Annotated in this window: 11 protein-coding genes; all 11 read right to left on the reverse strand. The window is 59.2% G+C overall.

What is annotated here, in order from left to right:
* Window positions 1-170: 170 nt before the first annotated feature.
* Window positions 171-545, reverse strand: coding sequence for a 50S ribosomal protein L7/L12 (rplL, locus tag HKD21_RS07145; RefSeq protein ID WP_194254962.1), 375 nt, complete (start codon window positions 543-545; stop codon window positions 171-173).
* Between the two features lie 67 nt (window positions 546-612).
* Window positions 613-1,137: a 50S ribosomal protein L10 gene (rplJ, locus tag HKD21_RS07150; RefSeq protein ID WP_062029280.1), complete on the reverse strand. Its 525-nt coding sequence runs from the start codon at window positions 1,135-1,137 to the stop codon at window positions 613-615.
* A gap of 305 nt (window positions 1,138-1,442) precedes the next feature.
* Complete coding sequence (gene rplA, locus HKD21_RS07155) at window positions 1,443-2,135, reverse strand: 50S ribosomal protein L1 (protein ID WP_062110027.1); 693 nt, start codon at window positions 2,133-2,135, stop codon at window positions 1,443-1,445.
* 4 nt (window positions 2,136-2,139) lie between these two features.
* Entirely contained in the window at window positions 2,140-2,574 is a 435-nt protein-coding gene (rplK, locus tag HKD21_RS07160) for a 50S ribosomal protein L11 (protein ID WP_194254964.1), read from the reverse strand.
* 99 nt (window positions 2,575-2,673) lie between these two features.
* Window positions 2,674-4,344: an efflux transporter outer membrane subunit gene (locus tag HKD21_RS07165; RefSeq protein WP_228121117.1), complete on the reverse strand. Its 1,671-nt coding sequence runs from the start codon at window positions 4,342-4,344 to the stop codon at window positions 2,674-2,676.
* A complete protein-coding gene (locus HKD21_RS07170) occupies window positions 4,344-5,636 on the reverse strand; it encodes an efflux RND transporter periplasmic adaptor subunit (protein WP_194254967.1) in 1,293 nt (430 codons plus the stop codon). The genes HKD21_RS07165 and HKD21_RS07170 overlap by 1 nt, the downstream gene beginning before the upstream one ends.
* Window positions 5,633-8,800 carry an efflux RND transporter permease subunit gene (locus HKD21_RS07175; protein WP_194255035.1) on the reverse strand — a complete coding sequence of 1,056 codons (3,168 nt, stop codon included), beginning with the start codon at window positions 8,798-8,800 and terminating at the stop codon, window positions 5,633-5,635. The genes HKD21_RS07170 and HKD21_RS07175 overlap by 4 nt, the downstream gene beginning before the upstream one ends.
* Window positions 8,801-8,970: 170 nt before the next feature.
* Window positions 8,971-10,371 carry a sensor histidine kinase gene (locus HKD21_RS07180; RefSeq protein ID WP_194255037.1) on the reverse strand — a complete coding sequence of 467 codons (1,401 nt, stop codon included), beginning with the start codon at window positions 10,369-10,371 and terminating at the stop codon, window positions 8,971-8,973.
* A 16-nt stretch (window positions 10,372-10,387) separates the two neighbouring features.
* Window positions 10,388-11,119 carry a response regulator transcription factor gene (locus HKD21_RS07185; RefSeq protein WP_228121143.1) on the reverse strand — a complete coding sequence of 244 codons (732 nt, stop codon included), beginning with the start codon at window positions 11,117-11,119 and terminating at the stop codon, window positions 10,388-10,390.
* Between the two features lie 61 nt (window positions 11,120-11,180).
* Window positions 11,181-12,413 (reverse strand): DNA recombination protein RmuC, encoded by a 1,233-nt coding sequence (locus tag HKD21_RS07190; protein ID WP_194254969.1) that lies wholly within the window; start codon window positions 12,411-12,413, stop codon window positions 11,181-11,183.
* A gap of 46 nt (window positions 12,414-12,459) precedes the next feature.
* Window positions 12,460-12,705 (reverse strand): hypothetical protein, encoded by a 246-nt coding sequence (locus HKD21_RS07195; protein WP_062027258.1) that lies wholly within the window; start codon window positions 12,703-12,705, stop codon window positions 12,460-12,462.
* Window positions 12,706-12,764 lie beyond the last annotated feature (59 nt).

The raw sequence follows: 12,764 nt of genomic DNA on the forward strand, positions 1-12,764 counted from the left end.
GGACGACCGGAACGACCGGCCATTATGAAATTTTCAGTACGTGGCGAGCCGCGTACTATACGCCCCTTCTGCTCCAACGGCAAATCGGGCGGGAACCGCATGCGATCCCCGCCCCATCTGTCTGCCAGGCAGTGGCTGCGACGTGAACGACGCAGCCCGAAATCAGTAGATTACTTGACTTCAACCTTGGCACCGGCGTCTTCAAGAGACTTCTTGATCTTGGCAGCTTCGTCCTTGGACGCGCCTTCCTTGACGGTCTTCGGAGCGCCTTCGACCAGGTCCTTGGCTTCCTTCAGACCCAGACCCGTGATCGCACGGACTTCCTTAATCACGTTGATCTTCTTGTCGCCGGCGTCAGCCAGGACAACCGTGAATTCGGTCTGCTCTTCAGCAGGAGCGGCAGCAGCGCCACCAGCAGCAGCAGCAACTGCAACCGGAGCAGCAGCGGAAACGCCCCACTTCTCTTCAAGCATCTTGGAAAGTTCTGCAGCTTCCAGAACGGTCAGAGCGGACAGCTCTTCAACAATCTTTGCTAGATCGGCCATGGTCTTATCCTAAATTGATGTACTGTTGATTAGGTTCAGGCCTACGCCGCGGCGCGGGCCTTCATTCTCAGGCGGCTTCTGCTTCGCCGGCCTTGGCATAGGCGCCAAAGACGCGAGCAAGCTGGCCAGCCGGCGCCTGGACCACGCCTGCGATACGCGTTGCAGGGGTATTGATCATACCCACCAGCTTCGCACGCAGCTCGTCCAGCGACGGCAGCTCGGCGAGGGCCTTGACTCCGTCGACGCCAAGCGTCTGGGAACCCAGGGCGCCACCAAGCACCACCAGTTTGTCATTCGTCTTGGCGAACTCGACGATCACCTTTGCTACTGATGCAGGGTCCTCAGACCACGCAAGCGCGGTCGGTCCCTTGAGCAGCGGCGCGATGCCGTCGAATTGGGTCCCATCCAGAGCACGGCTGGCCAGCCGGTTCTTCGCAACCTTGTATGTCGCTCCTGCCGCACGAATGCGTCGACGCAGTTCCGTCACATCGGCAACCGTCAGACCCTTGTTCTGGGTGACGACAACCATGGACGTGCTGCCAAACACATCGGCGAGGAACTCAACAAAGGCCCGTTTTTCCGTACGGTCCAAAACCTGTCTCCTCGTCAGTCCGACTTGCGCCGGACCAGGTTACCCATGGAACCACTTCTTTCGAAGCAGTTCCGCTCGCCTGTCCACAGAAGTGAGCGAACCCAGCACATCGCAGCAGAGCCACTGAATACTGTCGCCCCGTCTGACGCCCGCGATCCCGAAAGATCCTTAAGGCCCCGAAGGTCCACGTGCGGTCTTGGACAGGTTTGGAAACGACCTGCGAGCAGGTCGCCCCTCAGCCATCACACCCGAAGGCGTGACGTCATTTCGTGGAGGTCTTTCCCAGAAGGAAGACCTCCTGTCAATCAGGCTTCGAAGCTCGAAACGTCAACGCGAACGCCCGGACCCATCGTGGAAGACAGAGCTGCCTTCTTCAGATACGTTCCCTTGGCACCCGTCGGACGAGCCTTCTGAACGGCATCGACCAGAGCGTTGATGTTCTCAACCAGCTTAGCCTCGTCGAAAGAAGCCTTGCCAACGCCTGCATGGATGATACCGGCCTTTTCGGCGCGATACTCAACCTGGCCGGACTTGGCTGCCGTGATGGCACCCTTGACGTCCATGGTCACCGTGCCGAGACGCGGGTTCGGCATCAGACCACGCGGTCCGAGGATCTTACCCAGACGACCAACGAGAGCCATCATGTCCGGCGTTGCGATGCAGCGGTCGAAATTGATTTCGCCAGCCTGGATCTTTTCAGCCAGATCTTCCGCACCGACGACTTCCGCACCAGCAGCGAGGGCTTCTTCAGCCTTCGGGCCACGGGCGAAAACGCCAACGCGCAGGGTCTTGCCCGTGCCGTTCGGCAGCGAGATCAGACCACGGACCATCTGGTCAGCGTGACGCGGATCGATGCCGAGGTTCAGCGAGATTTCGATCGTCTCGTCGAACTTTGCCTTGGCGTTGCTCTTTACGAGAGCGACGGCCTCGGTCAGACCGTACGGCTTGTTACGCTCGACAGTTGCCTGCGCGGCGTTCAAACGCTTGTTCTTGGCCATAGGATCAGCCCTCCACCACGTTCAGGCCCATCGACTTGGCGGAACCGGCGAGCATGCGCACGGCGCCATCAATGTCGTTGGCATTCATGTCCTTGAACTTCTCTGCTGCGATTTCGCGGAGCTGAGTCGTCGTCACGGAACCAACCGCAGCGGACTTACCGACCGTCTGGCTGCCCTTGGAAATCTTGGCAGCCTTCAGCAGGAAGTACGTGTTCGGCGGCGTCTTCGTGATGAAGGAGAACGTGCGATCCGCGTAGGCGGTGATAACCACCGGGATCGGCATGCCGGGCTCGAGCTGCTGGGTCTTGGCGTTGAACTCCTTGCAGAACTGCATGATGTTCAGGCCGCGCTGACCCAGAGCCGGACCAACCGGCGGAGAAGGATTGGCTTTACCAGCCGGGATCTGAAGCTTGATGTAGCCAACGATTTTTTTGGCCATATCCGGGACTCCCCTGTTTGTCGTTCCCGAACCGCGGTTCAACGGAGTCGGCCATGCCTCCTCCTCCCGCGTTCGAAGTGAGGCGGACCCCTAGACCAGTTAAGGCCGTCCCGTCAAGCCTTGTGAAGTAACAGCAGACACCTGATTGCCTCGCAGATCATTGTCCAGGGGCGAAGCATGATTGTCGATACCGCTGATCGGCTGCGGCGTGCGCAAATCCTTATACTGAAGCGGACCGAACGGATCGATCTGTTTGATGCCCGGCAGATCGCTGGCACTCCAGCCGCCACCCAGTGCCCGCACCAGACGCACGGAAGACTGCACCTGCGCCGTCTGCACCTCGACCTCGGCCAGACGCGCCTGAAGGGCATCCTGCTGGGCCACAAGGGCATCCAGATAATTCGACAAGCCGCCCGTATAGAGCGCCATGGTCATGCTCTGCGTGCGCAGCGCCGCATCCACGGCCTTCTGCTGCTGATCCTGGGCGATCTTGAACTGGCGTGTCTGCGTCAGGCCATCTTCGACATCCTGGAACGCGGACAGGACGACGGACCGGTAGTTGTCCACCATGCTCCGGTACTGCGACCAGGAGCGCTGGAGCGCTGCACGCCGCAGACCACCGGTAAAGGCCGGCTCGACCGCCTGAACCGCGATCTTCCAGAATGCCCGGGAGATGCTGGCCAGATCGAAACCGCCATCCTCGAAACCGCCTTCGGCACTGAACGTGATATGCGGGTAGAACGCAGCGCGTGACACACCGATGGCCCGGGCCGACGCGGCCATCTGCCGCTCGGCAATGGCGATATCCGGGCGACGCTCAAGAAGCGACGCGGGCAGTCCCGCATTGATCTTCACAACCCCGAAATGCATTTTCACGTCCTTGACGGGCGCGATATGGAAACCTGCGGGGGCCGTGTTGAGCAGGACCGCAATCGCGTGCTCCATGACGTTGCGTCGGGCGATCAGATTGCTCTTGCCTGCCTGCGCGGAATAGAGCTGGGTCTCTGCACGGGAAACATCCAGTCCGGCACCGATCGAACCCGCCTGACGCAGTTCCGTGATCTCGACCGCGGCACGGAAGTAGCGGATGGAGTCATCATAAACCGCGTTCTGGGCATCAAGCCCGCGCAGGGCGATATAGTCGGACGCCAGTTCCGCTTCCAGACTCAGCCTGGCCAGCGCGTACTGGCCTGCCGAAGCCTGCGCCAGGTTTTTCTGCATCCGCGTGGTGTTACGGATCGAGTTCCAGAAATCCGGCTCCCAGGTCGCAGCACCGCTATAGGCCTGATTGGACTCATAAACGAGACTGCTGCTCGTGGCCGGGTTCATATACAGCCGGCCGAGGGAGCCCTTGTTGTCGCTCATGTGAGCCGCGCCGGTCACCTGCGGATACAGACGGCTTTCCGTCTCGCGGGCCACATCGCGGGCCTGCGTGAAGGCTTCCGCCGCGGCCTGCAGATCGGGATTAACGGCCAGCATGCGCTTTTCGAGCCCATCAAGAATGGGATCGTTGAACATGGTCCACCAGTCACTGCGGACAACGCCATCCGCGGGCTGCGCATTGCCCATCAGCCCCTTCCCTTCCCATCCTTCGGGATAGAGGAATTTCTGGGGATGATATTCAGGCGACAGATCACATGACGCCAGCCCGATGGAGAACACGCCGGCCAGAGCCGTCGTGATTCGCCATCGGGAGCGGTTACGTCTGGAAGAAGCCGTGGCTGACGGAGATGACTGGAGCGGGGATGACTGGGAACATTCCGGTTTCATCAGCGAGATCCGGCCTCCTCAGGGTTTGCATCATGCTGACGGACAGGCTGCTGATCCGCATCCTGCTGCGCTTTGCTCGGCGTGTTGTATCCCGGCGTGGTCGGGACGATCTTGACTTCATCCCCTTCCAGCAGATCAGCAGTAGGGTTGGCAACCACACGGTCGTCTTTTGTAATACCGCTGAGGACCTGGACTGTCGTGCCAAAGTTGATGCCGACGGTCACATTCACCAGATGGGCGTGGTTATTGATGACCTTGGCCACCTGTGTTCCCTCGGCCCTGAAGATGATCGCGCCTTCCGGCAGGATCAGGATGTTCGGATTGCCGGGAGCCGAAATATGTGCGGTCGCATAGGAGTTCGGCCACAGCAGATTATCGCTGTTATCCAGCGTCAGCTCGGTCGTGACCGTACGGGTCGCGGCATTGAAGGCGTTGGCCGTTGCAAGGAACGTCGCCCGGAAGCGGCTTCCCGGATACTGCGGCACCGTCAGCTCGGCTTCGATCTTCGGGGAAATGACGCTGGCGAAATCCTGCGGGACCGACACGAACACGCGCATGCGGTGTACATCGGCCACCGAGAACAGTTCGAACGCCGTGCCCCGTGAATTGAGATTGCCACCGCCTGCGTTCACGTAGTCACCCACGTTCACCAGACGCGACGTCACGATCCCGTCGAACGGTGCGACGATCTTCTTGAAGTCCTCAAGGGCCTGGAAGCGGTCCACATCATGACGCGCGGCTTCAAGCTCGGCTTTCTGGGCGGCGGCATTGGCGGCCTGCACGTCCACTTCCTGACGCGACACGGCCTGTGTTCCCTTCAGGGCCGTCCAGCGCTGGGTCGTGATCAGGGCCAGATTGTACCGCGCCAGAATGACGTTGTACTGCGCCTTGGCTGCCTCGAACTGGGCGTCGATGCTCGGGGTGCTGATTTCAGCCAGAACATCGCCGCGTTTCACATGCGCGCCGTAGTCCTTGTACCACATCTTCACATAGCCCGAGACCTGCGCGTAGATCGGCGCCTCATACCAGGCCGCGAGATTGGCAGGCAGATCGACCTGCCGCGTCTTCGGACCCGGCTGCGGCGCAATCAGGGTGACGGGTGGAATGGCCGCGTCTTCTGTCGCGCCGGTCAGGGAATGATAATGCGTTCCCCGCTGCACGATCCCCCAGGCCGCCAGAGCAATCGCCAGCAGAATCACCACCAGCAGAATGAGCTTGCCGCGCGCGCCTGAACCCGTACGGGCCGGAGGGTTTGTCGGAGGCACCTGCCCCTGATCCGCAGAATGGCTCACGCGCGGTCTCCTTCAGGCCCAGCAGGCCGCTTGTAGTGCATAAAGGCAAAAACACAGGGAACAAAAAGCAGGGTGGCAACGGTCGCGACCAGCAGGCCACCGATCACCGCCTTGCCCAGCGGGGCATTGTCGGAATTGCTGATGGACATCGGGATCATACCGATGATCATGGCCATCGCTGTCATCAGGACAGGCCGGATACGCTCATATCCCGCCTCAAGGGCCGCAAGAACAGCATCGCCGTGCTCCTCCATCCGTTCACGGGCGAACGCCACCACGAGAATGGCATTGGCCGTGGCCGTTCCCATGCACATGATCGCTCCCGTCAATGCCGGAACCGACATAGGGGTGTGCGTCAGGAAGAGGCTCCACGCAATGCCACCCAGAGCGCCGGGAAGCGCCGAGATAATGACGAACGGATCAAGCCAGGACTGAAAATTCACAACAATAATCAGATAGACCAGCACGATCGATAGCCCGAGGCCGCCCACAAGCTGGACATAGGCATCATTCATCGTCACGGCCTGTCCGCGAACCACCAGGGTAGAGCCATGGGGCAGCAGCTTGCGTTCTTCATCCACTACACGGTTCACGGCCCTTGAAACCGTCCCCAGATCCATGTCTTCCGGCGCAGCGTAGATGTCGAATACGGGCATGATGTTGTAATGCGCGACTTCCGCCGGCGTGCCGGTCTGGACCAGGGCGCTCAGCCCTCCTAGAAGCTGCGGCGTCTGGTTGGTCGGGTTGCCATCTCCCTTGTCGATCGGGAGGATTTCCAGATCGTTCATGGTTTGCAGATAGTTCGCGGGGGTCTGCACATCGATGAGCTGCGACGTTCCCTGCGCGTTCAGGTAATAGGTCTGTCCGACCTGCCCGCTACCAGAGAGCGTGACAAGAGCATTCAGCGCGACGTCCCGCTCAGTAATACCTGTCCCGAGCGCAAAGCTGCGGCGGTTATTTATCATGATCGTCGGCTGCGTCATGGGCTCCTGAATGGAGACATCCGCGATCCCCGGAATATGCCGCAGTTTCTGGGCGAGTTCCGTAGAGAACTTGAAGTTCTCGCTCAGATTACGGCCCACCACCTGCACGTCGATCGGAGACGGAAGGCCGAAATTCAGGATCTTGGCTGTCAGATCGCCCGGCTGGAACGTGAAGATCGTTCCCGGGAAATCGTTCGTCAGGCCTTTGCGGAGCTTACGGCGATATTCCGGGATCGGGCTTTCAGAATTGCGAAGCTGGATGGTGATGTCGCAGTCCTGTGAGCCCACGGTCGGGGACGGGATCATCGCCTGATTGAGCTGACTGAACGGCAGACCACAGTTATTGACGACATTGACCACCTGTCCCGGCAACAGACTCCTGATCCTGCGCTCAACCAACCCTGCGATCTTACCGGTCTCTTCAAGCCGCGTGCCGATCGGCGCACGCATGTGCATCTGCATCGTTCCGGACTTGATCTCAGGGAAAAAGTCCTGACCGATGAAGAGAATCAGCGCCATGGATGACACTGCCGCCAGCAGGAACAGCATGACGAAGCGCCCACGGATCGCAATCAGATTTTCAAGAACGATCTTGTAATTCTCGCGGAAGCTGGTGAACCGCGCCTCAAATCCCCGCTGGAAACGTCCGAATATGCCGGGCTTCCGATTGTGCCACTCGGGATCACGATGCATCCGCACCTGAGCCGCCAGCATCCAGTTCGCCATCGTCGGCACCAGAGTTCGCGACAGGATAAAGGAGGCGATCATGGCAAAGATGATGGCTTCGGCCATTGGCATGAACAGCCAGCCCGAAATCCCCGTCAGTTCGAACAGCGGCAGCCACACGATGCAGATACAGGTGGTCGAGACGAAAGTCGGAATGACGATCTGGTTGGCAGCATCAATGATGGCATCCTCAAGATCCTTGCCGGTCTCGAGATGCGCATCGATGTTTTCGATCATGACCGTCGCGTCATCGACGAGAATACCGACCGCCAACGCCAGGCCGCCCAGCGTCATGACATTGATGGACTGTCCCGCCATGCTCAGCCCGATGATCGAACACAGCATTGCCAGCGGAATAGACGTCGCCACGATGATGGTTGAGCGCCACGAACCAAGGAACAGCAGAACGGTCAGACTGGTCAGGATCGCGGCCGTGATCATTTCACGCACCACATCCACGACCGATTCTTTCACGAAGCTCGAAGCATCCGTCAGAACATTCACAGTCGTTCCGGCTGGCAGCGTTGCCTCAACCTGCGGCAGAAGTTTCTTGATGCCGCTCACAACAGAAAGCGTTGAAGCATCGCCGCTTTTGAGGATGACGATCAGGACTGCCTGCTGACCTTTCACAAGGACCGCGTTGATCTGCGGAGGCCCTCCACGATGCACCCATGCGACGTCACGCAGATAGATCACGGAATTGCCAACCTGCTTGATCGGCATCTTGTTGAAGACTTCAAGATCAAGGGGCGTTGAGTTCGTCTTCACCATCCAGTCAAGCTGACCAATCCTCTGGTCGCCCGCTGGAAGAACGATATTCTGCAGATTAAGCGCCGTCGCCACGTCTTCCGGAGACAAACGGTGTGCCAGCAGCTTGATCGGGTCGATATCCACCATGATGTCCGGAGCGAGACCACCATAGGGATTGGGGATCGCCGCCCCGGGCACAGAAATCAGTTCCGGCCTGATCAGGTTGGACGCCATGTTGTAGATTTCCGACCCGGACATGGTCGGATTGTTGACCTGCAACGTCAGAACCGGAACCGACGACGCATCCATTGCCAGAATCAGCGGTGGGGTCGAACCGTTCGGCAACTGTTTGATAACAGTCTGGGACACCGACGTGATCTGCGTCTGCGCAACCGCCGTATTGGTGCCCGGCTGGAAGAACACCTTCACGATGCCGCGTCCGTAATAGGACGAGCTTTCGATATGTTCGATATTACTGACGGTCGCCGTTAGCGAGCGCTCGTAATAATAGACGATACGCCCCGACATGTCCTCAGGCATCAGGCCCGTATAGGACCAGATGACAGCCACGATCGGAATTTTGATCGAAGGAAACACGTCTGTCGGCGTCGAAACGATAGCCCGGACCCCGAAGATCAGGATCATGATCGACAGGACGACGAAAGTATAAGGCCGCTTCAGCGCGGTAACGACAATGGCATTCATGCGGTCAGACAACCCCTTGGGGCTCTTCCTGGTCCGGTCATTCTCAACGGGTGTCCCCTTGCAAATTGATCCGAGTCATATCCATCAAGACTCAGACGACAAGGAAAATTCTGTTTAAATATCAAGACACACGGCAAACATTGACACGTTGCGCAATATTTCGTGTATTTTCAGACCGCTGTCGCGGGTGCGAAATGAATGGTGAAAACCGCGCCAGGCAGCGTATGACCGGGCCTTGCGGCAACGATATCCACCGATGCCCCATGCAGCCGCAGGATCGCCGAGACAAGGCTCAGCCCCAGTCCACTTCCCGGAACATGACGACTTTTATCCGAACGATAAAAGCGCCCCATGACGGCCTTGCGCTCGTCTTCGGCAATACCGATTCCCGTATCGCTAACACGCAGCCAGCTCGATCCGTCTGCTCCCTGCCCCGCACTCAGCCGAACCGTTCCGGGGGCGGGCGTGAATTTGATCGCATTGTCCACAAGATTGGCCAGAACCTCGTTCAGCAAGTCCATGTCCCCGAACAGTGGAACCGCCTTCTCCGAGTCCACGACCTCCAGCAGAATACCTTCCGTCTCGGCGATCGGTTCATACAGATCCACCACTCCGGCCAGCAGCTCACGCAGATCGAGCATTGCAAATCCGGCCCGGCGACGACCGTTCTCGATCTCGCCAATCCGCAGCAGGGCCGTAATGACGGAGAAACACTGCTCCAGATCCAGCGTGGCACGCTCGATCGCGCCCTGAAGCGCTGCAGGGTCGTTTGTGACGGATGACACGCGCTCCAGCCGGGCTTTTACCCGTGCTAACGGCGTGCGCAGATCGTGGGCAATGTCGTTCCCTACGTCCCTGATTTCGTCAAGCAGATGCTCCAGCCGATCCAGCATCCGGTTGACCGACACGGCCAGCCGTTCGATGTCGTCGCGTTCACGCCCGGTCGGCAGGCGCTCGTGCAGGTCTCCGTCCATAATGCGGTCGATCGCCTCATGCATATCCTTGACGCGGCCCAGCGCCCGATGGCTCAGAAAAATCCCCGCCATCAGGGCAAACACCACGATTGGCACCACGGACATCAGCGCCGCGCGCTTGGTGATGTAGCGCAGCTCATTGGCCATATGCAGCGAACGCGCCAGAACGAGAATGCGGTCCCGGTTCCCCTGTACGCCTTCCACCTCGACGGCGAGATAGCGCATTTCATAGGGCGTATCGCCAGGAGGCGCGTCCCACAGACGCTGCGTTTTAGGGGAAACTTCCAGCCCGACAGGCCATTTCTTGATGTCACCCGCAATCCGGTTGCGGTTCATGTCAAACAGTGCAGCGCCGTTGAGGATTACGCGCAGATCGGTTTTGCTGCGCTCACGCACCTCGTACTCAAGCTGGGCCGGACTTTCCTGAACAAGCTGATCCGCTTCACGCTGAAGCAGGTCCGTCGAGCGTTGCTGTTCGTATCCGTTCATCTGTTCGTAAACGAGCCCGAACTGCAGTGCCATTGCCGCGATGATCGCCACGACAAAGGCCAGCGTCAGGCGGAACGTTGCGGTACGGAACAAATCAGCCCGGAACAGTTCGGAAAAGCGCAGTTCAGCCCGTGACACGCAGACTGAACCCGGCACCGCGAATGCTGTGAATGAGCGGCGGCTCGCCGGGCAGATCAATCTTGCGACGCAGCTTTCCGATATGTACGTCCACCAGATTCGTCTGCGGAACGAAACGGTAATTCCAGACATCTTCCAGCAGCATCGTCCGCGTCAGCACTGTGTCCGGGCGACGCATCATGTATTCCAGAAGGCGGAATTCTCGTGGAAGCAGTTCGATTTCCTGCCCGTTGCGAAAGATCCGGCGCTCAATCAGATCCATTTCAAGGGGACCAACGCGAAGCACCGTCACACGACTGTCCGTCGGACGCCTCAGTAGAGCCTCCAGACGGGCAGCAAGCTCTTCCATGGCAAAAGGCTTGGTCAGATAGTCATCACCGCCTGCCTTAAGACCACTGACACGGTCGTCCACCGCTGAAAGAGCCGAGAGCACCAGAACAGGAATGGTGATCCGCTGCGCCCGCACACTCTCAATCACTGTCAGCCCGTCCAGTTCCGGCAACATCCGGTCCACGATCATCAGATCGAACTGCCCGGTACAGGCCTGATCCAGACCCTCGACGCCAGTCGCAGCCCGTGTAACGTCGTAGCCGCGTGTCGTGAGTTCCTCCACAACTTCGGCCGCAATACTGTCATCGTCCTCAATCAGCAGAAGCCGGGGACAGGGTTCGGAAAGGCGCTCAGGCGCCCCGGAGTCATGTGCGGACGTCATGGTCATGATCTTCACATGGGGCAGGCCTCCATGTCATCCAATTAAAATCGGTCTTAAGGGTGGCCCTTCAGGGGGCAGGCGGTTCGTCCAGCGCCTCTTCCATGTCGTCGGTTGTTCCGTCCAACGCCCGCAGACGCCGCCCCAGAACACGCGTACGCCGACGGGCCTCCTCGATTGTGTTGCCCATCGTCCCCGCATTTCGGTGCAGTTTTTCCAGCACCTGATCCATCCGTAGCATTTCCTGCCGCGTCGCCCCCAGAAGCCCGGCAATTGCCTCCGTCCGTTCTTCGAGCGTAAGTGTGACATATCCCAGATGCACCGTCCGGAGCATCGCAGGCAGCAGCGATGGCCCCATCACCATCACGCGATGCAGACGCCCGATCTCGTCAATCACGCCGGGCATCCGGGCAATTTCGGCATAAAGCCCGTCGGTTGGCAGATACAGCACGGCAAACTCAACTGTCACGGGCGGAAGAATATATTTCGACGCGATTTTCTTTGCTTCGAACCGGATCACGTTTTCCAGTTCACGCCGCGCCTGACGTTCCGCCAGCGCATCCCCAGCCTCTGAAGCGTTCAGCAGTCTTTCATAGGCTTCGGTCGGGAATTTGCTGTCAATCGCTAGTCGTGGTGGCGTTTCCGTGCCACGTACCGGCATCTTGACTGCAAATTCGACGTTCTCGCCTGCCGTTCCAAGACGGAAATTTGTATCGTAACTGCCTTCGGGGAGAATATCGTCCAGAATGGAGCGGCACTGCGCCTCGCCCCAGCCACCACGCGTTTTCACATTGGAGAACAGACGCTTCAGATCGCCAATCTGCGCCGTCACACTCGTGACTTCACCCAGTGCTTTCTGCATGGCGCTGAATTGCTCCACCACGCGCTGAAAGCTGGTCTGCATCTGTTTTTCAACGGCACCATGAAGCTGTTCGTTTACTGTCGCCCGGATCCGCTCGATCTGCTCGTTCTGACTCTGCGCCATCTCACGCAGCGCATCTGACAGCAGAAGACGCCCCTCCGCCTGATCCTGCCCCAGATTGCGGGCTAGCAGACTCAGGCGTTCGCTGGTTTCCAGCCGGAACTGGTCCAGCCGCCCCGACAGGACACGCTCGACTTCCGAGAGATGGGCCCGATGATATTCGACATCCTGTGAGCGCTCCTGCGCCTCACGCTCGAGAAGATGCTCGAACCGTCCGCTTCCGTTACCGCTCCGCAGGATCGCAAGCAGAGCGACCAGAAGCGCCACTGCCGTCACGATCCAGGGAAAAAACTGCGCCATTCCGGAAATATTCTCCTGCATGGCGCAGTCCTAGCCGTTCAACGCAAAGCGGCCAATGCCGCGCGTCTTACGGCTGGTGGATATTCCCGTAAGACGCCGCTCCCAGACCAGGGCAAGAACACGGCGCACCCAGCGGAACCTGCGTCGGCATCTTGCAGGTATAGATCCCGGCTTTGCAGGTGTAGCCATATCCCGCGATGGGCGTTCCCGGCGGAATCGGCCCGGGCGCCGCTGTCCCGACACACGCTCCCAGTCCCAGAAAAGACAGACCTGCCGCAGTACGCAGAACATGACGGAAAACGGAACGAGACATAATGGATGTGTCCTTAAATTCGGCCGGATTGAAAACCGGATCTTAGAAAAGCGAAAACG

Source organism: Gluconobacter cerevisiae (assembly GCF_015244675.1).
GTDB classification, from domain to species: domain Bacteria; phylum Pseudomonadota; class Alphaproteobacteria; order Acetobacterales; family Acetobacteraceae; genus Gluconobacter; species Gluconobacter cerevisiae.

Excerpts from the sequence above, each read along its gene's own strand:
- HKD21_RS07165 (WP_228121117.1), bottom strand. The coding sequence starts at position 4,344 with ATGAAACCGGAATGTTCCCAGTCATCCCCGCTCCAGTCATCTCCGTCA.
- HKD21_RS07185 (WP_228121143.1), bottom strand. The coding sequence starts at position 11,119 with ATGACCATGACGTCCGCACATGACTCCGGGGCGCCTGAGCGCCTTTCC.
- HKD21_RS07190 (WP_194254969.1), bottom strand. The coding sequence starts at position 12,413 with ATGCAGGAGAATATTTCCGGAATGGCGCAGTTTTTTCCCTGGATCGTG.
- rplL (WP_194254962.1), bottom strand. The coding sequence starts at position 545 with ATGGCCGATCTAGCAAAGATTGTTGAAGAGCTGTCCGCTCTGACCGTT.
- HKD21_RS07175 (WP_194255035.1), bottom strand. The coding sequence starts at position 8,800 with ATGAATGCCATTGTCGTTACCGCGCTGAAGCGGCCTTATACTTTCGTC.
- rplK (WP_194254964.1), bottom strand. The coding sequence starts at position 2,574 with ATGGCCAAAAAAATCGTTGGCTACATCAAGCTTCAGATCCCGGCTGGT.
- HKD21_RS07195 (WP_062027258.1), bottom strand. The coding sequence starts at position 12,705 with ATGTCTCGTTCCGTTTTCCGTCATGTTCTGCGTACTGCGGCAGGTCTG.
- rplA (WP_062110027.1), bottom strand. The coding sequence starts at position 2,135 with ATGGCCAAGAACAAGCGTTTGAACGCCGCGCAGGCAACTGTCGAGCGT.